Here is a 25,502-nt window from a genome sequence, read left to right as displayed (position 1 = left end):
GTTAACTCTTCATTCTTATTTTGCTTTATGAATATTGGTTACATTCACCTTATTCCTAAACATTCCTATCAAGCTATATAATGTTACATCGCTATTTGAAAATCTTATTTTCCTTCTTTATCAGGAAAGAGAAAGCCAATACCTACACAAGCCAACACACCTGCTCCAATTACCAAGCCACTTGAAATTGGCAAAAGATCCAAAATTGCATTTGCGATGATGAAGGCAATAATCAAACACATCAGACTAGCCTTGTAATCCTTTTTTAAAAGATTCTCTAGTGTGAAAAAGAGGAACAATCCTACCGGAACCAGGGACCATAGGTTGACATCCAAACTTGGCCAACCAACAGAACCAAAATACACTACTGTCGCTGCTGCTAGTAAAAATAGAATCCCCAATAATTTTTTCATTTGTTTATCTCCAATTTCTTTTTTAAGAACTTGAGTTATTTAATATTGAATACTCACGTCCCTTACAAAAATCATTATAGCAGAGGTCTGTTTCAAGAACAAGTTCTTTTGCCTATCTGGTCTCTATCTCTGTCTAAGTGGTTGAATAATAGCGATAAATAAGGAAACAGGTGAAAAGCGGCTCTATAATATTTGTAGTGGGTAAATCCCCTATGGATATTATGGAGCCTATTTTGTTGTAGAAAAAAAGTCCCATAAGATCTATAATGAAAAGCAACCAAACCATCATTAGAAAGAATCCTATGGAACAATTACATTTTATCACAAAATTACTAGACATTAAAGACCCAAATATCCAAATTATGGATGTCATTAATAGGAATACCCACAAGGAAATCATCGCTAAACTGGACTACGACGCTCCATCTTGTCCTGAGTGTGGAAGTCAAATGAAGAAATATGACTTCCAAAAACCGTCTAAGGTTCCTTACCTTGAAACGACTGGTATGCCTACTAGAATTCTCCTTAGAAAACGTCGATTCAAGTGCTATCATTGCTCGAAAATGATGGTAGCTGAGACTTCTCTCGTCAAGAAGAATCACCAAATCCCTCGTATCATCAACCAAAAGATTGCCCAGAAGCTAATTGAGAAGACTTCTATGACCGATATTGCCCGTCAGCTGTCTATTTCAACTTCAACTGTTATTCGCAAGCTCAATGACTTCTGTTTTAAGTCTGATTTTTCTTACCTCCCTGAGATTATGTCCTGGGACGAATATGCCTTCACTAAGGGAAAGATGAGTTTCATTGCTCAAGATTTTGATAAGCTCAATATTATCACTGTTCTTGAGGGTAGAACACAAACTATCATAAGAAATCATTTTCTGCGCTACAATCGCTCTGTTCGTTGTCAGGTGAAAATCATTACTATGGATATGTTTAGTCCTTACTATGACTTGGCTAAACATCTTTTTCCGTATGCCAAAATCGTTCTAGATCGCTTCCACATTGTACAACATCTTAGCCGTGCTATGAGTCGTGTTCGTGTCCAAATCATGAAGCAATTTGAGCGAAAATCTCATGAATATAAGGCTATCAAGCGCTACTGGAAACTCATTCAACAGGATAGCCGTAAACTGAGTGATAAGCGATTTTATCGCCCTACTTTTCGCATGCACTTAACCAATAAAGAGATTATTGACAAGCTTTTGAGCTATTCAGAAGACTTGAAACACCACTATCATCTCTATCAACTCTTGCTTTTTCACTTTCAGAATAAGGAACCGGAGAAATTTTTCGGACTCATTGAGGAAAATCTAAAGAAAGTTCATCCTCTTTTTAAGACTGTCTTTAAAACCTTTCTAAAGGACAAAGAGAAAATCGTCAATGCCCTTCAGTTACCCTATTCTAATGCCAAATTAGAAGCAACCAATAATCTCATCAAACTTATCAAACGCAATGCCTTTGGTTTTCGGAACTTTGAAAACTTCAAAAAACGGATTTTTATCGCTCTGAATATCAAAAAAGAAAGGACGAAATTTGTCCTTTCTCGAGCTTAGCTTTTCTTCAACCCACTACAGTTGACAAAGAGCCTGAAAAGCTTCCTTCCAAATAAAAAGGAATTAAGCAACCAAACGCTACTTAATTCCTTCACTGAAATTATTTCATCACCTCTATTAAATAAAGTAGCCTTTAAATTTTGAAAGACTTTATTATCTAATCAATATGATCAATATTTGTCAATATTAACCCTTTCAATCAATTCATTAGTTATCGAAACTAAGTCTATTAATAGATCCAAAAAGAGTATCAATAGTAAAGTAAACTAAATAATTGAGTTATAAATAGCTATTTTCACAAAACGGTTTCATCATCATACTATCTCAGTACATAAACCATTTTTTCATCTATAGCTTTTGTCTTCATCTTAATCTTTTTTCTTCAATCCAAGAAATGTACCTACAGTAAACATTATTCCGGCAACTAATGACGTGAAGACTTCGCTAACTGTTCCGGTTTTTGGCAACCTATCATTGTTAGTAGTTGATTTACTATCAATATTTGTATGTTTATTAGCTATGTTCTCTGGTTCATTAAGATAAACTTCCTTCTTATTTTCAAAGTTTTTATCATTTTTATCAGGAACTGTAGCTGTAACATCCTTAGTTGAATCAGATCTTTGACTTTCATCTAATTGACTATAATTTACTTGTACAGGAACTGTAGCTTTGATATCCTCAGTTGAATCAGATTTGTGTGAATGATGTTCTCTTTGTAAATCCTCTTTTCTGTTACTTTCATCTAATTGATTATGATTTGCTTGCACCTTATCTTTCTTTTTCGATAAATCAAAAGTAGGTTTATTCTCCTCTTCCTTTTTCTCCTCTATTTTCTTGAATACAGGTTTTATAAGGGTATCTTTTGACACATTAATAACATAACCAGCATCTTTTTTCCCTTCGACACCAGAAATTTCCCAGCCATCAAATTGATATCCTTTTTCTAATTCACCCTTATAGACAGGTAAAATGAAATCTTCTTCCGACACTATCGTTGAACTCATTTCTTTTCCATTTTGAATGGTCACAGTCACCGTATGAGGTTTTAATTCGCTTACCTCTCCCGTATCCTTGTTTAAAATGAATTCTTTTACGGTTGTATTTCTTGCAAAATCTTTTACAAGAATCTTAATGTTTAGTGTCTTATCTGTTAGTTGTTTAATATCATCAAATGATTTGTATTCTTTTCCATTTACATAAATATGTCGTTCTTGAATCTCACCATCGAATCCATTATTTCTTTTATCATTGATATTAAAGACTACAGATTTTCCGTCAGCATATTCAATACTAGTATTTCCTTTTGGATCAATGTTTACTTCTGGTTTAACATTATCATATAAAAATTGATAGTGTACTCCAACCGCTTTCGCATTCAAATCGCTATAGCCAGTTTGAAGATAAACATTTCCATCCATATCTGTTACCTTATCTGGGAATCCGTTTGCTTTATAGTCTTTCATTCCCCAGTCCATGATGTCACCGTCTTTAACATTAAGCTTAATGTTAAAATCTCTAGTGTTATCAATGTGTAAATCTCCATAGATTAAATAATTATCTACAACCGATTCATTAACTCTCAACTCCCAGTTAAAACCACCCTTATCAGAAATCTTACCTCTTAAATAGAATTCTGGATTTCGTACATAAATTTTATTAGATTTAGATGGATTAAAGTAGTTCTTGTCCATTGAAAGGTTTACTGGTTTTGCATCAATAAATAACGTAGAACCATCTTCTTTTATAGCTTCTACATTGGATTTATCCTCCCCAGTGTACTCTTTACCATCCTTACCAAATAATACAAGTTTAGAAGAATCTGTCACAAGATTTCCATCTTTATCGATTGCCTCCCCTTTATCATTCATTTTAAAGGTAAACACTTGATATCTTACAATATTAAAGCCGTCCAAAGCCGACATTAATACTGATTGGATACTTCTTCCATCTTCAACATTTCTACTATCAGCATAAATTATTTTTTCTGAAAGGACTCTTAGATTAGGATTGGCCTTTTGGATTTTTGCTATATCTTCCTTGTTATAGACTCCATTTCCTTCTAACATATCCGTTTTTCCAGGATTATAGGTAGTCACTTTTAGTGCATAGCCTTTTCTTAGAATAATGTTATCTTTTAACAGATATTGTTGTTTTTCTGAATCAGAATAGATTTTACCAGATTCCATCTCCGTTAAATTGTTTGGTTTGTTTTTTGAAAGATCTCCTTCTCCTAATTCTATTACATTCCCATAACTTGATGCATAGGGATATTCTGTCTTAGTTTCCTTATTTTTTTCAGGCATTCTAATTTTAGTTTCAGCTTTTATCTGATCATCATCTTTAACAAAGAATCTCATATCTCCTGAAAAAGCTAATCCATCCACAATATCATTAATATTAGCGTATAAATCAAATGTCATCGTTTTTGAGTGGGAATCATACTTGGTCGTTTTGATTTCTATCGATTTATAGTTATTACCATAATATACCTTGGCATTTTTAGAAACATTACTTATCTTTCCAAGAATTTCAAAGTGTCCATTTTTAGACGGACTTAGAACACCATAAATTTTTGATTTTATTTCGTCAAGTTTTTCAGTTTCATATTCTAAGGCGCTACCATCGTCATAAGCAATGATATTTCCCTTATCATCGTATTTATAATCGTATTCTTCTGTCCTCTTACCAGTTTCACTTGTAAAGTCATCAACTTCTCTAAATTTCTTTTTAATGAGTTTCTTCAAGTCTTTGCTTTCAAACTCTCTAATTGTTGAAATCGTTTTATGAATAGTCAAGCTAGATTTTTCTTCGATAGACTCTTCATTGTCTTGATGATTTTCTTCCTCAGTTGTATCTTTTTTAAGACTATCCTCTTTTCTATTTTCTAAATTTTTAAATTTAGATTCGGCAATCTCTCCAAGCTTTTGGTATTTAGATGAATCCTTATCAGGATCTACTAGATAATAGGAAATCATCCCCTTTTCATCAGCATGATCAGCAAATTTAATTCTATGAATCTTTGTGAAATTGCTAGAACCATCTAATGCAATGACTTCAATGATTTTTCCTCTTAAATCTCCTGCACCATTAATTTCATAAATGGTATTTCCGTCTTTGTCAAGTTTCCTATTTCTTCCTTGACCCTCACCTGCGTAAGTTACTTCAAGATTTTTCTCAACCTCTCCATCTTCATTAACAAGAGCGGCACCAGCATACCAAACTTCGTTTGCAATCTCATCAAATTTTTCAGGATGTTCTTTTTGATCTCTAGCAAATAAAGTTTCATTCTTATACTGATCTTTTACCTTGTGATAAGTATCCTTTGTGATCAGCTTAATTTTTTCAGGATTTGAAAAATCAACAGAAACAATCTTAGGAGCTGTGTTATCAATTTTTACAGGAATATAGGAAACCTGCCATGGATAATCTTTAGTTAATCTATATTTAAATTTATAGAAATATTGACCTTCCGCAATCGGTTCAAATTGACCTCTTATCTTAGTAGCAGGATCTTGGTTATCCTTACTTTCTGGTGCATTTTCTTCTCGACCTCTAGGGTTATAGATGAGTCCATCCCACTTCAAATCACCCCAAACTTTTAGTTTTGAAGATTTGATTCCCTTTGCATCATTTCTCTTAGAGTTTAAAATTCCTTTAATAAAGTGTTCTCTCGAAATGACTTTTAAGTCAATTTGATTTTCTCCCTCTTTATTTGTATTTACTATTGAAATCATTCCTTCTTCTGCACTTCTTAATACAAGTGGAGAAGGTGTTAATCCTCTCTCAAGTTGAGCATCTTGAGGATTTCCATTTGAATCTAAAGGATAAATTTTAGCAATATTAGAACCACTTGATGATGGTGCGTTGATACCTTCGTTATTGAAAGCAAATAATTCTGGATTTTGATCTAGGGATGTTGTATTTTTATCTTTTCTATTTTGGATAACTCCTGCTGGATTAAATTTATCTATACCATGTTCTCCACCAATTCCCTTATTTAAGGTTCCTGGAATTTTTGGTTTACCATCATCATCATAACCTTCCATTGTTTTTGATTTTGAACCTTCTTCCCAGGCCCATTTATCAAGGATTGGTTCCTTATTCCAATCCCCAGCAAATCCCATTAGAGGCATCGATAAAGAAGGTTGGAAATTTGTTTTCTTACCATTGGAGTTTAGAGCTTCCATTTCTTCCACTGATTCAAAATGAATAAATGATTCTACAAATTTATTTTTATTTTTAGCCTCTCCAACGTTTATAACCGCATTTAAATCAAAGCTAGAATTTGGGCCTATAGTGAAAGTGTCATGCTCAAATGTAATATTTGCATCTTTTACTTTCTCTGGGTGGATTTCTGGAACAATTTGCTTCCCATCTGGAGATTTTTCATCTTTGTATGTTTCATCCAGTTTTAGTCTATCAGTTAGAGCATCTGTAGTTACCGCTGATGCTGAAACTTTAAAGGTTAAAGGTCTGTTTGATGTATTGTGAAGCTTAATTGTAAAGTATTTTTTATCTCCTTTTATTTCTTTAAGAGAAATAGAACCATAAGAGTTTACCAAACCTTTAGAATCTGTGTTTTTGAAAGTCGCTACAACTTCATTTCTCAAAGCATTGGCAACATTAATTAGCCCTGCTCCTTGTTGTCTAGGTGATGCAAAGTATTGACTTTTTTCTTTCCAAGAAGTTGCATCCATCATTGGCCGTGCAGTATTTTGTAGGGCTATTTTTGTAAGACTCGTAAGGTCTATTTTGTCATCTCCTTCAAGATTTTTCAAGGCAGGTCTTTCAAGCATTTCCTTTAACTTTGGTCTAATCAAAACAGTAGAAGCTGCCACGATTGGAGTTGCCATACTAGTTCCTGACATATAGCCATAAGTTGATTTCCCATTAATGACATTGAGAGTGGATTTAATGTTTTTACCTGGTGCTGAGACATCAGGTTTTAAAAGTAAATCTGTTCTCGGTCCCCAAGATGTGGATCCTGCTGGAACTATGACATCTTCTTTATACAATTCTTTGTCTGTGTCAGGTGCAAACTTAAAGTCAATCTCTTTTTCGTCACCTACATTCGGTTTATTAGAATTATAGCTGGCCATATCAATTGGATAGTATTGCTCCAATTTATCTTTGAAATCTTCCTTACTATTTCTTTTAACATCAGTTTTTTTATCAGGATTAATCATGTTCCATAGCTTTACACCATCATCTCCTGAAATTGAAAATACTTGACTTTTAGTCCCTTCATCCGCTTCATATCCCATGGCTGGAAGCTCTGTCCAATTATCTCTGTTATAGTAATTGACAGTATTTACAACCATAATGCCACGTGCGCCCTTATCCGTTGCTCTTTTAAAAGCATCTTTTAAATCCTTGGTATAAATTCGATCCATTACTGCAATTTTGCCCTTAAGATCCAATCCTATCAAATCTTTGTCTTGACCTTTGCCTATATATACAAATTTCAACTTATCAGGAGCTTTTGAACCATCTTCATTTGTTATGATTTTATTCTTATCGAAAAAGGCCCCTATATTTCTGTATTTAAAATTTTCTCCACCTATGTTGACTTTATCAAACTCAACTGTCTGATTTTTAGCAGAAGCGACCGCTATCGCATCTTCATGTGCTGCAGTTCGCGTTACATTTCCAGTGTCGGTCATTTTCAGATTATTATTTGCCACTAAATCCCATGAAGAACTTGAAGCAGAAGTCGCATAGTTACCCGTAGCTACAACCATTGGAATGCCTGCTTTTCTTAACGCTCTAATAGCTTCCCAATATTTCTCACCTACAAGACCTGTTCCTGTAAAGCCAGATGATACCGAAACAACATCGACATTGTGTTTGATCGAATCTTCAATAGCATGAAACATTGTTTCATCTCCTGCGAAGCCAGATCCTGCGTCAGAGTACATTTTATAAGAGAAGATCTGTGCATTAGGAGCAATTCCATCTATTCCGTTAAAGTTTTTAATATCTTTTTCAGTATCATTTCCCGCAAGAATCCCTGCAATATGCATTCCATGTGGATCAAAATAATCGCTTCCATCATCAGCTTTTTCTACAGTAATTTTACCACCATTATAATAATTGAAAGCATGAGGGATTTTATCACTCAACCAGAAATTTTTATCAGTACCTTTTAAGTCTTCTTTTTTAAATCTCATTGAGTCTTTGGCATCATCATCGATTCTCATAGCCTTATGCCTATAATCTGTCCCAGTATCGATGTTTGAAATGACCATACCCCGACCATCAAAGTTTTTCCCAAATGGAGCATTGATAGATTTTAGGTAATCAATTGCCTCTTCAACTCCAATTTCCTTTCTAGCATGATTCATCATTGGCTGGACTTTTTGTGATCGTTCAACCGATGAGATACCCTCTATTAGTTTAATTTTGTCCAGATTATCTGGAGTTGTTTCTATTGCAACGCCATTAAAAACCGTATCATAAGTATATAAAACTTTTGTATCCTTAAGATTGGATAATTCCTTGATTGCTTTTTCTCCAGATTCTTTATCTTTAAATTCAGCAATATAGACAAGTTTATCCTCTTTTTTGGGACTTTCTGGGTCTTTACTTGCAGACGAGTCCGCTTTATCTTCTTTGGATTGATTGGAATCTTCTTTGAGTTTTTCTTCATTGCTAGTTTTGTTATCTATCACAGATTCTTTACTAACAACTTCTTTTTCCTCAATAACCGTTGTTTTCTTCTCTTCAGTATCCTTTGAAGTTTCTATAGCATTATGGATATCTTCAAGTTTTTCTTTGTTTTCTTTTTGTTTACCTACTACTTTTTCTTTATCAGAGATATTTAAAGCATCTTCAGAACTAGATGTGTCTGCTAAAACTAGCTCATTAGGGACATATGCTGCTAAAATAACTGCAGCTGTGGTTAGTGACAATACTGTACTTTTTTTCATTTTAATTCCTTACATATTTATTTAACTTCCAATAGATAAAAAACTTTAACTTTGCTAGCCTTTGTTATAAAAAGTTTTACTAAGTATTATCTAGGAAATAGAGTAGTACATTTATATATAATTGTTAGCTCTCTGAAAAATAGTATATCAATTAAAAAAATTTAAGTCAAGAAAAATTAAGGTTTGTTAATTTTATTTTTAACCTGTGTTAAAAAATGATACAAAAGTTTCGTACTTAACGGGGATACATTATAAGCACATTCACACCATCAAAAATAGTAGCAAGCAAGTTGAACCACTACCATAATTACAAAAATAGACATAATTGATGCAATAACAATGCTATTTAATAACATAAATAACCGATAAGAACTAGGCTTAACGGTTATTTTCTACTTATCTAATTTTTTTCAAATCCTCAGTCGTTTATCTACCTATAACCTAAGCTTTACGAGTACTTTGCTCTAGCAACTAATACTCAATGAAAATCAAAGAACAAACTAGGAAGCTAGCCGCAGGTTGCTAAAAGCACTGCTTTTAGGTTGTAGATAGAACTGACGAAGTCAGCTCAAAACACTGTTTTGAGGTTGCAGATGGAAGCTGACGTGGTTTGAAGAGATTTTCGAAGAGTATAAGCTAAATCGGCGATTACACTTACAGCATAGCACTATGAGGATAGATGTCAAGGAATTTTCATCTCTATTAGAAAAAGCCTGTCCTGAGACAAGGCTTTGGTATTCTATTATTTACGAACCTGCACTTTCGTAGGCATCCAAGCCCCTATCCCAAAGTTTAAGGGAAATGACAAAGAAAACAAGGGAAATCAATATCAAACCTCCGATGTTAAAGATTACATCCTTGTTCTGCAAGAAATAGCTAGCAGGATAGTAGGCCGTAAAGGCAAAAGGCACGATAAAACTGATTAACCAACGAAGAAGCGAATTGTAAATCGAAATCGGATACTTAGCAAAGTCATTAAACATATAAAAAATGTAGATCATGGCGCCTGACTGCTTGGTCCAAAAAGCTATGCTGGCTGTCGCGATTTTCAAGGAAGTATAAATCAAGGTCGCAAAAGGAATACAGACTAGGAAAAGCAGGAATTTGGGAAGCGTCCAAGCAATGCTAGTCACCGTAATCCCTAGTAAAATGCCACCGACCAATAGTTCGCCCAAGGCATCAATCTGAAAGGTCTCGACGAGGATGTGAAAGAGAGGATTGATAGGACGAGTCAGATACTTGTCAAACTCACCTTTTCGCACCAAGCGTTGCCCTAACGCCCAGAGATTGTCAAAAAAGAGATGGTCCAGTCCCTTGGGAATCAAGGAAAATCCATAGATAAAGGCGATTTCTTGAAAGGTCCAACCTTCTAGTGATGGAATGTGTTGAAAAATGACATTGAGAAACAAGAGGTTCAAGCCTTGAGTTAGAAAAACTCCCAGCACACCAACCACAAAATCCACCTTGTATTCCATGATTTGTTTGATGTATTGTCTGATAAAAATCAGATGCATACGTTGATATTTTTTCATACTAACCTCCCTGAATGGTAATGAATGACTGGACTCGTTTCCAAATCAACTGAGACAAGCCCACCATCACTAAGAGCCAGAAAAACTGTACCAAAAGCGCCTGAAGAATCTGATTGGTATCGTATTTCCCAACGATAATCATGACCGGAGTGTAAATCAAGGATGAAAAAGGCAGGAAGGACAGAATATCTGCAACAACCTTTGGAAAGAAAACCAAAGGAATCAAACTTCCAGACATAAAAGCCACTATGGAAGTTTTGAGGAGATTGGAACCCCATAGATTTTTAAACACAAAGGCTGAAAATCCAAAGCAGATATTAAAGAAAAAGTTAATCAGATAAGCTAGCGTTAAGCTAAAAAGATAGAGGACTGTTAAGCCCAGCACTTCTACAATCCCTTGCCCAGATAAGATTTTCATCAAAACAATGACACTTAAAAATGGAAAGCCGACACTGATAAAAATTAACCACTTGGAACCAAGCTCGGTAAAAAGATAGGAGGCCGCAAAATGCACTGGTCTCAACAAACGCATGATGATAGAGCCATCCTTGACCTCCTCTCCAATCATAAAAGAGCTATCTGACTTGGTCAAGAGATTGGTCACAAAACTCATGATGATGTAAAGGGTGATATCTGCCATGCTGAAGCCCTGAATTAAAGACTCCTGAGAGGAATCAAAGACAGCCTTCCAAAGATAAAAAGCAACAAAAGCCCCCATGACATCGCCAATCCGATAGAGAATAAAGTTGACTCGATAGGTAATCAACTCCTGAATCCCTGCATTGATAAAGGGTTTATAACGTCTCCACAATTTGGCCATCTTAGAGCTCCTTTCGGTAGAAGCGACGGATAATATCCTCAATATCCGTATCCACCATCTTCAAATCGCGGATTTCAAAATCAGACAGAGTTTGCTTGATAATGTCCGCCGACTGGTAGCGTGAACTATCAAATTCAATGTTGAGGCTATTTCCTTGTCTATCAATAGACATATCAGGTAGGCCTTCATAGTGAGAAGCGAGATGACTTTGCCCTGGCACTAATTCAAAGGATAGAGTCTTCATCTTGCCAAAGGTCTCCTTGAGCTGGCTCACCGTTCCATCAAAAATCTCCTGCCCCTTATCAATCATAAAAATCCGATCACAAAGTTGCTCAATGTCACTCAGATCGTGAGTGGTCAAGAGAATGGTTGTTTCTTCCTCTTGATTGATCTGGGTGATGGCGCGGCGAATATTATCCTTGACCGATACATCCAAACCAATGGTCGGCTCATCTAAAAAGAGGACCTTGGGATTGTGAAGCAAGGAAGCCGCAATATCCGCCCGCATCCGTTGACCCAGTGAAAGAGTCCGCACGGGGTCTTTGATAAAGTCCTTCAAATCCAAGACCTCATTCAAAAAGTCCATACGCTTATGGAAGAGCGAGTCTGGCACATCGTAAATCTCTTTCAAAACCGTGTAGGTTTCTTGAAGCGCCAAATCCCACCATAGCTGGGTACGTTGTCCAAAAACCACCCCAATATCCTTGACATAATCTTGGCGATTGTCCTGGGGAATCTTGCCGTTAATCCGACAAAAACCAGATGTCGGTTTCAAAATCCCAGTCAGCATTTTGATGGTTGTCGACTTCCCAGCACCATTTGCGCCGATAAAGCCTAGAATCTGGCCCTTGGGTACCTCAAAGGTCAAATCCTTGACCGCTTCAAAGCTCTGCTTTTCAGGATGAATAAAGGAGCGCAAAGCCCCCTTCAAGCCCGGTTCCTTAACAGTCTTCACAAAATTTTTCTGAAGATGTTCCACTTCTATCATTGCCATATCTATCTCCCTATGGTAAGGAATAGCAACATTGTATTTTTTACTACAAATATTCTAAATCCTTACTTTCTACACCTTCTCAATATTATTACAGAAAGCTTTATACCAACCTATTATAATCCAATAAAAAATAGAATGCAAGCGTTTGCCTATAGGTTATGAAATTGAAAATTTTTCTCTTAAAGTGGTATTTTATACTCAATGAAAATCAAAGAGCAAACTAGAAAGCTAGCCGTAGGTTGCTCAAAGCACTGCTTTGAGGTTGTAGATGGTTTGAAGAGATTTTCGAAGAGTATTAGTCCAAAATTCTGGTTTAATAGTCTCCTTAAAACGCCAAAAAACCCACCCTACCTCATGGGCAGGCTAGTATTAAAAATGATTTTACCTCACATATTCAATTTAATCAACACATTCCCCATTTTCATTAACTCTATACCCGTCTATGGTAGTATTAACTGCGAGTTCTCCTGAAGAATATGAATAATACCATGTTTCGCCAACTTGGTACCAACCTGTTACCATTGATCCGTCTTCATTTAAATAATACCATTTCCCTGAATCTTGAATCCAACCTGTCGCCATAGCGCCATTATCTTTCAAGTAATACCAGACATCATTATATTGAAACCAACCTGTTACCAGAGCTCCATCTTCACTTAGATAGTACCAATGTTCATTATCTTGAATCCACCCCCTTGCTAAAGAACCGCTATTATTTAGATAGTACCAAGCACCATCATTTTGTGTCCATCCTGATTCCGATGAGTCTTGAACATCATTTATTACTTGAACTGCCTCAATAATTTCCTTCAATTCAACTCGTTTTCTATCTTTTATGACAGATTTAACTTTTTCCTCAACAAACTCTTTTGCATAAGTTCGACTATTTTCTTTCTGCTGGAACATGTCCTTCAGTAAACTTTCCAATTGTTCATTAAAGACATCTTCTTGAATTTTATTAAATTCCTTCTGAGATAGCGAAATAACCATTACAATATCAATAAACTCTTCTTTTAATTGAGCAAACATTTCCACACGATCATCTTCTATGAATTGATCCGCAATTGCTTTTGCTCCTATTCCTCCTGCAATTCCTCCTATAATCGCACCTGCAAATGCTCCTATTGGCCCAGCAATTGCACCACCAACTGCACCTGCACCAGCTCCTGCCATCATACCGCCCCCAGCAACTGCTGCATTTTTTAATAACTGCTGGGAAGAAATTCTTCCAACAAGCGCTTCAAAAATATCTGGACCCATAATAATAGCGAACGATATCACTGGTGCAGCTCGTCTTGCAACAACTTCAGCTGTAATTTTTTTTCCAAAATAATCATTAATTTGTTTTGTAAATATTTTTGCAAATTGCTGTGACGCAACATAGATACTAGTTCCCATAGCTAGGGTTCGTAATCCTGCTTTACCAGCCATTAGAGCCGCATCTTTGGTTTCTGCACCCGACCATTTAGCCTGAGAAAAGACAATAACAAAGCTTATACCTACACCTGGTAATGAATTAATAGCTCCATCAATTGCATCAAATTTAATAGAGGTCAAATTACCTCCTTTAGCTATCAATTTTGCTTCATTATAGGTAATATGACCTTTTCTGATGATATTTTTTGCCTCAGCTGGATTATTAACTCCTTCAACTTTACCTTGTCTAATTTTTTCTTCAAATAACTCTACTGCTTTATCATATTGATCTTTAGGAACTTCCAATTGCATTCCATTATACTTATACATCCCTCCATCGTTTTTAGATTCAAAAGCTGCATTTACAGTACCTCTAGCATTGTTATAGTACTTAGTTTGAATTTTTTGATTTCCAACCATTCTATCCGCACCATTTTTTGCATTATCTTGACCTGTTTGTCTTACATGGTGGAATGGATATTTAATCTTATCCATTAGATTATTTGCAAACTCAGCTGCATGTCCATGGCCTGAAGGAGCGCTAACCATTGCATTTATTTGAGCTTTATGCAATCTATCACCAACACTTAATAAAAACCAAGAAACAACTCCTATTTCAGTTCCTCTTCTAAAGGTAGTTGAATTAACATTCTTTTTACCAATTTTTAATAACTGTGTGTTTAAATTTTCAACTTGTACATCATTTGTATAACCCGAGGCAATCAATTCATTCAATTCCCTAACAACATAGTTCAAACTATTCGAGACATTCAAACGTTTAATAATCCCATATGGATAGTAAAATGCTAACTGATCATTGTCATCTACCTCTACTTTCCATAAATTGGAAAATGGAAAAAATTGTACATTACACCTTTCTTGATCCTTGATTTGTATTTTTTCGAAAATTCCATACTGAGTCAAGAGTAAACCATATTCTTTGAAATCTTCTTCCTTTAAACTTCTAACTGGAGAATAACCAAAATATTCAAATTCAGTATTAGAAAATTCATTATAAAATTCTTTTTCTGACTCAATAAACCACTTAGCCCGTCCATAAGGTACTGACTCACCATAATAATCAAATCCATTCTGTGCAATAGACCTAAACACTCTTCTAACACTAGCCTCATTGTGAGTATGGACCTCTTTAATTTTTCTTTTCCATAAAAAATACTGAAAAAAACTCACGATATTATCTTTCATCTCTAACATCAACCTCAATAATTCTAATATACTAAAACTAGCTAGTAACTTTATTAAGTTTTAAAACTATATATTACCACATATTAAAAAACTTGATATTTACCTTTAAGCTAAATTAATTGTATCAAAGGCATAATACAAAGTCTATATCATATATTTTTCCCACACCAAAAAACCCACCCAATGGGCAGGTTTCATCTGTATTATTCAGCTAGATTAAGCTTTACCTTCTGAACCGAATACGTCGATACGTTCTTCAACTGATGCTTGGATAGCTTTTACACCGTCAGCCAAGAATTTACGTGGGTCGAAGAGTTTTTTCTTGTCGTATTCTGCTTCGTTTGCTTCGTAGTCACGAGCAAATTTACGAGTTGCGTTAGCGAATGCGATTTGGCATTCAGTGTTAACGTTAACTTTCGCAACACCAAGTTTGATAGCTGCTTGGATTTGCTCATCAGGAATACCTGATCCACCGTGCAATACGATTGGGAATCCTGGAAGAGCTTCTGTCAATTTTTGCAAGTGATCAAGGTCAAGACCTTCCCAGTTTGCTGGGTAAGGACCGTGGATGTTACCGATACCAGCTGCCAAGAAGTCAATTCCAGTTTCAACCATTGCTTTAGCGTCTTCGATTGGAGCCAATTCACCTTTACCGATGATTCCGTCTTCTTCACCACCGATAGTACCAACTTCAGCTTCTACTGAGATACCTTTAGCGTGTGCTTTTTCAACAACTTCTTTAGCCAATTTAAGGTTTTCTTCAACTGGAAGGTGTGAACCGTCAAACATGATTGAAGTGTAACCAACTTCGATACACTCAAGTGCATCTTCGTAGTGACCGTGGTCAAGGTGGATAGCTACTGGTACAGTGATACCCATTGATTCAACAAGGTTAGCGATCAAGTTGCGAGCAACTTTGTAACCACCCATGTATTTAGCAGCACCCATTGAAGTTTGGATCAAAACTGGAGCTTTTTTAGCTTCTGCTGCACGCAAGATAGCTTGAGTCCACTCAAGGTTGTTTGTGTTAAATCCACCAACTGCATAACCATTGTCACGAGCTGCTTGGACAAATTTTTCTGCTGAAACGATTGCCATTTTATCAGGCCTCCTGTATATTTTTATGGGTCATCCCATTTACATTGTTCATTTTATCACTTTTTGACAAAAAAATCTAGTTTTTCCCGTAGTTTCGATTGAATTTCTTCTAGCGCCATCTATGTAAACCCTTTCTCTCCCTAGTCTTGAGCGACTTTTGGAATAGCTATAAAGAAGGTTAAACGATTCTCCTGCATCTCAAAACGATAAGGTAATTTTTCATGTTCTAATAAACTCTTAACCACAAAGAGCCCCATCCCAGACCCTTTGGCCTTGCGACTAGCATTGTCAGAAAAAGACTGGGCTAGTTTTTCTTGTTCTTCTGGGCTACAGCTATTCTCGATAAAGAGTTCTCCTTCTCTTTCTCCAATGCCAACCAGACCACCTGGAACAGAGTGCTTAATAGCATTGCTGATGAGGTTAGAAAGAATTAATTTCATGACAGATGGGTTTAGACAAGCCTGCTGATGGGTCAAACTATTGGCTATCTGGAGTTCTCTTTCCTTGGCGAGCAAGGCATAATCCTTAACCAGACTTTGCGTCATATGGTATAAGTCAATTTGTTCCCTATCATCTCGCAATTCCTGCACAGACGAGAGAGAAAGTATCTGGAGAACATGGTGATTAAGTTCATCCACAATTCCTAAGGCAACTCCCAGATAGTGGTCTCTATCCTTATAACGCCCGACATTTTCTTTCATGTTTTCGATCAGGATTTTCAAACTAGCCAGCGGTGTTTTCAATTCATGAGAAGCCCCTCGTAGGAATTCGACCTTCATCTTTTCCAGCTGGAGAATAGCTTCATTCTTGTCATGCAAGTCCGCAATAACAGTCAAAAGATGCTGGTAGAGGCTATTGATTTGTTCCTTGAGATCACCAATCTCATCCTTAGAATCCACACGTAATCGCACTTGGGCATCCAGTTCCATCATCCGACGGGTCACCCGCTTGATTTCCAAAATCGGGGCAGCAATAGTCCGAGCATATATGTAGGCTACCAAGAGGGAAATCAGAAAAGAGGCCAGCAAGGTATAGGGAAGAAACTGGAGACTGATTTGCTCTGCTTCCTTTTGCAAATCCATGGAAGCTAGAAACTGGAGAGTCATGGTGCCACCGTCCTGTGTTTTCACCTCGCGTTCTTCAATGAAGAGTGAAGTTGTCTGGCGAGCTGTATCTAGTGGAAAATTATCCTTAACCTCTAACTTGTCCTCAGTCATCTCACCCTTAACAGACCCTTTGATATCACTGGTCTGGGAATACAAGTCTAACACTTGCTCGATACTCTGCCTATCCTTTCCGTCAAGGGACTGGGCAATGGCTGTCGCTTTTTGACCAATGCTTTCCTGACGATGGCTCAGATAAGTCGAGGGAAAAAGAAAATAAATGGCCAAATGAAGGCAAATAACCAGAACACTAAAAATCGAGAAGGTATAGATAAATATCTTTGTAAATAAACCTGTTCGTTTCATTTTCGCTCCAATTTATAACCAACATTGCGCACAGTGAGGATACAGTCCAAGTCTAGCTTTTTCCGCAATTCCTTGATATAGACATCAATGACGCGGTCAAAGGGAACCTCATCTGTCGCTTTCCAGACAGCATCGATTATCTGAGATCGGGTCAAGGCCCTTCCTTCATTTTTTACCAGATAGTCCAGAATTTCCAATTCTTTGGCATTGATAGCCACTTCTTGACCTGCTAGGCTTGCACTGTAGCTCTCAAAGTCCACCTTGGTATCCTTATAGGAGAAGATTCGTCCCGTATCATAATAGCGCTTGAAAATCGCGTCCACCCTTACTTTTAAGAGGGAGAGGGAAAAAGGTTTTTCCAGATAGCCATCTGCCAGAGAGGCAAAGGCACTCATCTTGTATTCTTCATCCTGAAAGGCTGTCAGCATCAATACAGGCACCTGACTGGTTTTACGAATCTCAGCTAGGACTTCTAGACCGTTGAGCTTGGGCATCTGAATATCCAGTAAAACCAAGGCTACTTCATAGCTGGAAAATTTTTCTAAAGCTTCTTGCCCATCTGCAGCCTCAATGGTTTCATAACCACAATCCGTCAAATAATCACTGATACCCTCACGGATCATCTCTTCATCTTCTACAATTAAAATTTTCATAGAAAAAACGTTTCACATTCCTTTAAATTTCTTGTAAATCATCTCAAGTTCATCCTGAAAGAAAGAGGCCTTATCAAGATAAAATAGATAAAAATGCTACCTATATTATACTCCATTTAGGGGAGAATAGGTAGCAAGTTTGTTATTCGCTATCCAGCAAGAGTTCTTTTGGTTGTTTTCTAAGAAGATTGCTTGAAGCAAGCGCCATAACGAGAACCACTAGAACCAAGGCAAGGACAAAGACGATGATAAAGTCTGATGTCTGAATGGAAATATCTAGGCTCGACAAGGTCTTGCTAAAGCCATCTACTTCTGCACCACCACCAAGGTTAGAGGCTTGAGCTGCCTTGCTGGCTTGCTTGGCAACACCTGAAGTGACATTGGCAAGAACGGTGTTTCCGATTGCACGCGCTGTGTAAGTAGCTAAGAAGTAAGCAGAAACAAGAGCAGGAATGGCAATCAAGATGGATTCGGTGATGAATTGACCCAAGATACTTGCCTGCTTAAGACCGATAGAGAGGAGAATTCCCACTTCCTTGCGACGAGCGTTAATCCAAAGGCTGAGCAAGAGGGCTAGGAGAAGAACTGAGAAGCTCAAGCTACCCCAGAAGAGGAGGTTGGCCATCTTGTACATACCAGAGATGGATTGCTCAAGAGCTGGGTAGTTAGATGAGCTCTTAACGAGTGTGTAGCTCTTCCAGTTAATACCACTGATACCATTCAACTCTTTCATGACGTCATCCAAGTTCTTGTCTGCTGTTACAAAGAAGGTTGCGTCCCCATAAATAGCTGTGTCTTCTGTGTATCCATAAAGTTTAGCAGCTGTATGGATGTCTGTGATAGCTGTGTTCTCGTATAGTTCTTGTGAGTAGGTTACTGCTGACTTATTATGACCATCAAAGAGTCCCTTGATTGTCACTTCGACTGTTTCCTTGGCTCCTTTTTCATTGTCTGCATCGTAGATATTAGAGTCTAGTTTGACCTTGTCCCCTACTTTCCAGCCGTGTTTGGCTGCCAAGTCCTTGTGCAGGAGGATCTTGTCCTTGTCGTCGTTTGTTAGGTGCTCTCCTTCGACCAGCTTATAAGAACCAGAGACAAACTTGTCTTCTTTAGAAGAGTCATTGACACCTGTAATCATCAAGCTACTTCCAAAATGTTTAGCACGATCAGGTGTCAGATTTTTCTTGGTTTCTGGAGTTTCGATAAGTTCATATCCAGTCAAATCTCCGATAGCGTTGATGCGCTTAACATAAGACTCGATGGCCTTGTTTTCGGTGATTTTTTTGATATCTTCACCTTTAATATTCCCAGCACCACGTGGCGTTCCTTGATTGACGCGACGATTGATTTGCATGGAGAAGCTGTTGGTGATATTTTTAAAGGTCTCCTGAGAAGCCTTGGCAGTAGCTCCCTTGATCGACAAGCCGACCAAACTCAAGCTCGCCATGAGGAGAATAATCAGGAAGATAACAATCGATTTGAAAAACTTCCTTGTAACATAGGCAAATGCGTTGTGTAACATAGGTTCCCTTTCTAGATGTTGTTCTATTTTATAATTCTAATAGAAAAAGCTCATATTATTTCGTCGTATTGCGAGTTTCAGTCAGTTTCTTGTCCTTCAACTCAAGTGTAATATCTGACGCTTGCGCCACTTCTTTGCTGTGAGTTACGACGATGACACATTTACCTGTTTTCTGGGCAAGTGATTTGAGCAGTTCGACAATATCTCCAGCAGTTTTAGGGTCCAGATTTCCTGTTGGCTCATCTGCTAGAATAACTGGAGCTTCTGAGACCAAACTACGAGCAATGGCAACACGTTGTTGTTGACCACCTGATAACTGGAGAACATTCCGCTTAATCTGACTTTCATCCAAACCAAGCTCAAGCAGTGTATCCTTGCTTGCCTTTTTATTGACCAAGCGGATATTTTCCAGTGGAGAAAGATAATCTATCAAGTTATAATTTTGAAAGACCAGGGAAATATGGTGCATGCGATGGTAAGAATAGCCCTTCTTACGAATGTCCTCTCCTTGGAAAAGGATAGAACCTTCAACAGGACTATCTAGACCAGCAAGTAGGGACAAGAGTGTAGATTTTCCTGCTCCTGACTCACCAATAATACTGTAAAATTTCCCGGGTTCAAAATTATAATTGATCTGATATAGGACTGCTTCAGCAGTGTTCTTATAACGGTAGGTAACATCTTGTAATTGTAATAAAGTCATGATTTCTCCTTCTTATACTCAATGAAAATCAAAGATTAAACTAGGAAGCTAGCCGCAGGCTGTACTTGAGTACGGCAAGGCGAAGCTGACACGGTTTAAATTTGATTTTCGAAGAGTATTAACTAATAGATGATAAAATTTCCTTAGGTGATTTTCTAAATAAGAATAGGAAACAAAGGGCTACAGATAAGCAACTAAGCAGAACTAGAAAAACATAGGATTCTGCAAAAGATAGGGTGCTGGTTGATAGACTACTTGCTTTGGCTAGTGTATCTTGTAAGCTTGCCTGATCTCCACTGGCTAGTAGAGTTTGGAGCAGATAGGATGTAATGGCGTTTCCTGCAACAAATGCTGGAAGCAAAGCTCCGAGAGATACCAAAACTACCTCTAAACAGAATTGTAGGAAAATCGAGCTCTTGCCTTTTCCAAGTGCAAGTAAAATTCCCACTTCGTAGACCCTTTCTCTCAACCAGAGAGACAAAACCAAAATTAAGGCCCCAGCTCCAGCTATCAACATCCCATAAAGGAAGATGGTCAGAAAAGTTTGGAAGGTTGCAACTGAGTCTTTGATTTGTTCAAAAGCCTTGTTTTCCTTTTCAACTTGATAGCCTTGATTTTCCAAGGCCAAGTTTTCCACCTGCTTCATAAGTCCATCCATTTCCTTAGGATTTTCTACATAGAAGTGAGCTGCACTGACTTGAGGTTCACTATTTCCCAAAAGGATTTGGCTACTTTCATAGTCTGTAAAGATCTGGTTTTCACTGAAGTCTGAAGACAAGCCTGTAAATTTCTCTTGTTTTTTACCAGAGAAGATGCCGACAATCTCAAATTCTACTGTTTGTCCTTTGCCAGATTCTGACTGTCCAGCATCCAAGCGAAGCTTGTCATGAAGCGAAAGACCGTTCTTCTTGGCCAACTCTTCGTGGATCAAGATTTTCTTGGAATCCCCTTTTTGAAGGTGTCGCCCTTCTTTTAGATTGAAAGCCGAACTGGTAAAGGTCACATCCTTGGATGAATCCTCAAGAGCTGTCAAGCTAACCAAGTTCTTGTCTGCAGCTGATAAATCATCACGCTCCACGCTCTGCTCGCCACTCACCGCTTCCTTGTCTTTTAATTTTGCGACCGTCTCCAGTTCAGGAGAGACATTTTCCAGTCCCTTAATCTTGCTTACAGATGCTAGGTCTGACAACTTGAAGGTCTGACCATTTTCTATCTTCTTAATAGAAAAAGATGTATTGAGTGATTTGTAAAGATTGGTTTCAACTGTTTTGTTGGACTTCATCAGAGTCAAACAGGCTGAAATTCCGGCCAAGAGAACCAATAAAATCAGAAATAAAATAAAACTTCTCAGTCGTTTTCTGCTGACATAAGCCCAAGCTCTTTGGATTGGATTCATTTGTCACCTCCATATTTGTAAGACTATTATAAAATCCAAATATGAAATGTTTATGAAATACAAAAAAAAGAGCAAAAATTTTTTTGCTCTACTTGAATTAGATGAAAACAAAAGAGCTAGCCTAAACTAACTCTTATCCTATGCGGAGAGAGGGACTTGAACCCTCACGACCTAAAGCGGTCACAGGATCCTTAGTCCTGCGCGTCTGCCAATTCCGCCATCCCCGCGTCGATTACTTTACTAGTATATCAACTTTTAGGACTCTTGTCAACACTTTTTTCAAATTTTTTTCATTTCACCAACTAAATTACTCTGAAATTTCATTTAGCTTCTCATCTACTAACTTAGCTCCAAGTGTATTTTTGAAATGGCCTAGAGCAAATTGATGATTTTCAGGCCAGATAGAAGCAACGGCTGGTTGAACAATCTCGATATCATATCCTAGATTATAGGCATCTATAGCTGTATGTAGGACACAGATATCGGTCAAAACCCCTGTTAAGATAACTGTAGAAATTCGACGCTCTCTCAAGCGGATATCCAGGTCAGTCCCTGAAAAAGCTGAGTAATGGCGTTTATCCATCCAAAAGACACGACTGTCTGAACCATGCTCTTGATAAAATGTACCCAAATCTCCGTATAAATTGCGTCCACTAGTCCCAATCAAATTGTGAGGAGGAAATAGCTTGCTTTCTGGATGGAAACAATCGTTTTCTTCATGAGCATCGATAGTAAAGAAGATGTAATCTCCGCGTTCAAAAGCTAACCGAGTCACCTTACTAATGGCTTCCGAAATAGCTTGAGCTGGAGCACCTGCTGTCAATTTACCACTGTCGGCAACAAAATCTTCTGTATAATCAATCGAAATCAAAGCTTTAGTCATTAGTAATCTCTTTTCTTCACTTCTTCAAAAATATCTGAAATCAAGACCTTAAGATAGGTTCCCTTCATTCCAAGTGAGCGACTTTCAATAATCCCTGCAGACTCAAGTTTACGAAGAGCATTGACAATCACAGAACGGGTAATTCCGATACGGTCTGCAATCACAGACGCAGTCAACTGCCCTTCATTTCCATTTAATTCCCCTAAAATCGCTGAAACAGCACGAAGTTCGGAATAAGAAAGGGTGTTAACCGCCATGGTGACAGCAGTACGGCGACGGATATTTTTCTCATCTTCTTCACGCTGGAAGTTGAGGAGTTGAATCCCAACAACGGTACTGGCAATCTCAACAAGGATCAAATCCTCATCTTCGAATTTTTTATCATTGCGCCAAATAATCAAAGAACCAAGGCGAATCCCTGATACATGAATCGGTGCAATGGTTGTCAAGCCATCTGGAAAATCCGAACGACTCTCTACAGGGAAAATACTCAAATCATGATCAACTGTCAGATTTGCTTCTGTATCGTAAATCATGTTCGCACCTTGAATGTAGTCATCTGGGAAAATCTTAGTTTGGAAGAACTGCTCTACACGATCCGTATTGGTTTTATAACGCATAAAATAGCCAAGGAGACGTCCCTTGCTATTTACGATACAAGCATTACAATCAATAATATCTGCCAGTTGACGCGTAATCGCATTGTAGGGAAGTTCTTCCTGCAACTGCTCCTCCGAGCGCTTCAGGATAGAAGTAATTTTTCTTGTTTTTTCTAATAAATGTGCCATTTTTCACCTCGAATTTAATCGCTATCATTATAACATAAAAAGCTTGAATTTTCAATTATTATCTGAAAATTGCTTATTTAATTGCAATTTAGACTAGCTGAAATATTTTAGAAAAATAGATTTTTATCATTGACAAACTAATTTATTTTTGATATCATATTATCATAAGAAGTTGGATGGATAATACCTTTCCATTTCACCTATCCTTTGCTATCACCATCTTCTTTCACCCTTGGTCTCCTTATATAAAAAAGCGATTCATTTTGAACCGCTTTTTCTTATTTGTCGCCCTTGTTACGAATAACAAAGCCTGTTTGCTTTTCGCTTGAAGTATTGCGTGGTTTTTTATTGTCTTTATTACGGTAACGTCTGTCTTTATCAAAACGATCATTGCCACGACTTCCTTTTTTGAAATCATCACGACGACCATTGCCACGGCGATTATCACGACGGTCATCTCCACGACGACCTCCCTTAGTTTTACCACCGAAGCCATTACCTGATGGTTTAAATGGCAGTGGTTTTTCACGTGCAATCTCCACTTCTGGAAGGCTATCCGGATCTTGAACAGTCAGACTCAAGATATACATAGCCAATTCTTCTGGAGTAAATTCGGCAGCTAGCTTACGAGCATCCTTACCAAATTTCTCAAAGTTGGCACGGATAGTCTCATCTGCAAAATCACGTTCAATTTTCTTGAGAGCTACATGTTTTTTTGCTTGGAAGGCTTCTTCTGCACTTGCAGGTTTGAGACCTTTCATACGTTTCTTAGTCAAGTTTTCAATAATTTGAAGGTAGCCCATTTCATTTGGAGCAACAAAGGTAATCGATTGACCTGACTTACCAGCACGACCTGTACGACCGATACGGTGAACATAACTTTCAGGATCTTGTGGAATATCGTAGTTATAGACATGGGTCACACCTGAAATATCCAAACCACGCGCTGCCACGTCTGTCGCAACCAAAACATCAAGGTTACCGTTTTTAAAGTCACGAAGGACACGAAGACGTTTGTTTTGGTCTAGGTCTCCATGAATCCCTTCTGCACGGAAGCCACGAATTTTAAGACCACGAGTCAATTCATCCACACGGCGTTTGGTACGGCCAAATACGATAGCAAGTTCTGGTTGTTCCACATCCATGAGACGTGTCATGGTATCAAATTTTTCTTGTTCTTTAACACGGATGTAGTATTGGTCAACCAATTCTGTTGTCAATTCCTTGGCAGCAATCTTCACATGTTCAGGTTCTTTCATAAACTGAACACCAATACGTTTGATAGCATCTGGCATAGTTGCTGAGAAAAGTAAGGTTTGACGGCTTTCAGGGACACGAGAAATAATAGCTTCGATGTCTTCAAGGAAGCCCATGTTGAGCATTTCATCCGCTTCGTCAAGGATGAGCGTTTCAATATCTTGTAATTTCAAGGCCTTGCGTTTAATCAAGTCCAAAAGGCGACCAGGTGTTCCCACCACGATATGGGCACCAGATTTAAGAGCCTTAATTTGTTTTTCAATGCTTGATCCACCATATACTGAGCGTACTTTCACTCCCTTGCTACGACCAAAGCGGAAGAGTTCCTCTTGACTTTGGACAGCGAGTTCACGAGTTGGAGCGATGACCAAGGCTTGGATGGTTGCTTCTTCTGTACGAATTTTTTCAAGGGTTGGCAAGCCAAAGGCTGCAGTTTTCCCTGTACCAGTCTGTGCTTGACCGATAACGTCCTTACCTTCAAGGGCCAAGGGAATAGTTTGTTCTTGGATCGGACTAGCTTCTACAAAACCAGCTTTTTCAATCTCTGCTAGCAAATCAGCAGACAAGTTTAATTCATTAAATTTCACGTTTTTCTTCTTTCTAAAGGTGGTGCGAAGCCACCCTATAGGGCTTATTTTATACTTTTCTTTTTATGACGTATTTTCATATACTGGATACAAAATCGTGTTGCTTCTTTTCCACAAAAGAAAAGTACTGTTTTCTTTGCAACCTATCTAGTATAACACAAGACCAGAGCAAAAGATAGTTAAATCCGTCGATAAAGTCATGTAAACGATTTTCCTTAGAAAATGAAGATAAAATTTCCACTATTTCATTAACTTTTTTAAAGCGTAGCAGAATTGT

Annotated in this window: 16 protein-coding genes and 1 tRNA gene; 1 reads left to right on the top strand and 16 read right to left on the bottom strand. The window is 37.6% G+C overall.

Going from position 1 to position 25,502, the window contains the following annotated elements; genetic code table 11:
• Nucleotides 1-104 precede the first annotated feature (104 nt).
• Entirely contained in the window at nt 105-413 is a 309-nt protein-coding gene (locus tag AXK38_03290) for a hypothetical protein (GenBank protein AMH88332.1), read from the bottom strand.
• A gap of 302 nt (nt 414-715) precedes the next feature.
• Between AXK38_03290 and AXK38_03285 the strand changes: the two genes are divergently transcribed.
• Nucleotides 716-1,972, top strand: a complete 1,257-nt coding sequence (locus AXK38_03285) for a transposase (GenBank protein ID AMH89618.1) — start codon at nt 716-718, stop codon at nt 1,970-1,972.
• Between the two features lie 368 nt (nt 1,973-2,340).
• On the opposite strand, the gene AXK38_03280 is transcribed toward AXK38_03285, so the two are convergent.
• From AXK38_03280 to AXK38_03210, 15 genes are all read right to left on the bottom strand, one after another.
• The gene (locus AXK38_03280; protein AMH88331.1) at nt 2,341-8,901 is read right to left on the bottom strand and encodes a serine protease; all 6,561 of its coding nucleotides are present in this window, start codon (nt 8,899-8,901) and stop codon (nt 2,341-2,343) included.
• A 746-nt stretch (nt 8,902-9,647) separates the two neighbouring features.
• Nucleotides 9,648-10,433 carry a multidrug ABC transporter permease gene (locus AXK38_03275; GenBank protein AMH88330.1) on the bottom strand — a complete coding sequence of 262 codons (786 nt, stop codon included), beginning with the start codon at nt 10,431-10,433 and terminating at the stop codon, nt 9,648-9,650.
• 1 nt (nt 10,434) lies between these two features.
• On the bottom strand, nt 10,435-11,253 hold the full coding sequence (locus AXK38_03270; GenBank protein ID AMH88329.1) for an antibiotic ABC transporter permease: 819 nt from the start codon (nt 11,251-11,253) through the stop codon (nt 10,435-10,437).
• Between the two features lies 1 nt (nt 11,254).
• Nucleotides 11,255-12,247 carry a sugar ABC transporter ATP-binding protein gene (locus AXK38_03265; protein AMH88328.1) on the bottom strand — a complete coding sequence of 331 codons (993 nt, stop codon included), beginning with the start codon at nt 12,245-12,247 and terminating at the stop codon, nt 11,255-11,257.
• A gap of 399 nt (nt 12,248-12,646) precedes the next feature.
• Complete coding sequence (locus tag AXK38_03260; GenBank protein AMH89617.1) at nt 12,647-14,869, bottom strand: hypothetical protein; 2,223 nt, start codon at nt 14,867-14,869, stop codon at nt 12,647-12,649.
• A 216-nt stretch (nt 14,870-15,085) separates the two neighbouring features.
• Nucleotides 15,086-15,967, bottom strand: a complete 882-nt coding sequence (locus AXK38_03255; protein ID AMH88327.1) for a fructose-bisphosphate aldolase — start codon at nt 15,965-15,967, stop codon at nt 15,086-15,088.
• 140 nt (nt 15,968-16,107) lie between these two features.
• Complete coding sequence (locus AXK38_03250) at nt 16,108-17,436, bottom strand: histidine kinase (GenBank protein ID AMH88326.1); 1,329 nt, start codon at nt 17,434-17,436, stop codon at nt 16,108-16,110.
• Nucleotides 17,433-18,089, bottom strand: a complete 657-nt coding sequence (locus AXK38_03245) for a two-component system response regulator (protein ID AMH88325.1) — start codon at nt 18,087-18,089, stop codon at nt 17,433-17,435. The genes AXK38_03250 and AXK38_03245 overlap by 4 nt, the downstream gene beginning before the upstream one ends.
• A 142-nt stretch (nt 18,090-18,231) precedes the next feature.
• The gene (locus tag AXK38_03240; GenBank protein AMH88324.1) at nt 18,232-19,611 is read right to left on the bottom strand and encodes a peptide ABC transporter permease; all 1,380 of its coding nucleotides are present in this window, start codon (nt 19,609-19,611) and stop codon (nt 18,232-18,234) included.
• A gap of 55 nt (nt 19,612-19,666) precedes the next feature.
• A complete protein-coding gene (locus AXK38_03235; protein AMH88323.1) occupies nt 19,667-20,314 on the bottom strand; it encodes a multidrug ABC transporter ATP-binding protein in 648 nt (215 codons plus the stop codon).
• Nucleotides 20,315-20,432: 118 nt separating this feature from the next.
• Nucleotides 20,433-21,710, bottom strand: a complete 1,278-nt coding sequence (locus tag AXK38_03230) for a peptide ABC transporter permease (GenBank protein ID AMH88322.1) — start codon at nt 21,708-21,710, stop codon at nt 20,433-20,435.
• Between the two features lie 141 nt (nt 21,711-21,851).
• A tRNA-Leu gene (locus AXK38_03225) sits at nt 21,852-21,937 on the bottom strand.
• Between the two features lie 80 nt (nt 21,938-22,017).
• Nucleotides 22,018-22,593, bottom strand: coding sequence for an isochorismatase (locus tag AXK38_03220; GenBank protein AMH88321.1), 576 nt, complete (start codon nt 22,591-22,593; stop codon nt 22,018-22,020).
• Nucleotides 22,593-23,381, bottom strand: a complete 789-nt coding sequence (locus AXK38_03215) for a transcriptional repressor CodY (GenBank protein AMH88320.1) — start codon at nt 23,379-23,381, stop codon at nt 22,593-22,595. The genes AXK38_03220 and AXK38_03215 overlap by 1 nt, the downstream gene beginning before the upstream one ends.
• 278 nt (nt 23,382-23,659) lie before the next feature.
• Nucleotides 23,660-25,225: an RNA helicase gene (locus tag AXK38_03210; GenBank protein AMH88319.1), complete on the bottom strand. Its 1,566-nt coding sequence runs from the start codon at nt 25,223-25,225 to the stop codon at nt 23,660-23,662.
• Nucleotides 25,226-25,502 lie beyond the last annotated feature (277 nt).

The organism is Streptococcus mitis (assembly GCA_001560895.1).
GTDB classification, from domain to species: Bacteria; Bacillota; Bacilli; order Lactobacillales; family Streptococcaceae; genus Streptococcus; species Streptococcus mitis_Q.
Note: the sequence above shows the minus strand (reverse complement) of the source record. Positions and strands in the feature narration are given on the sequence as shown.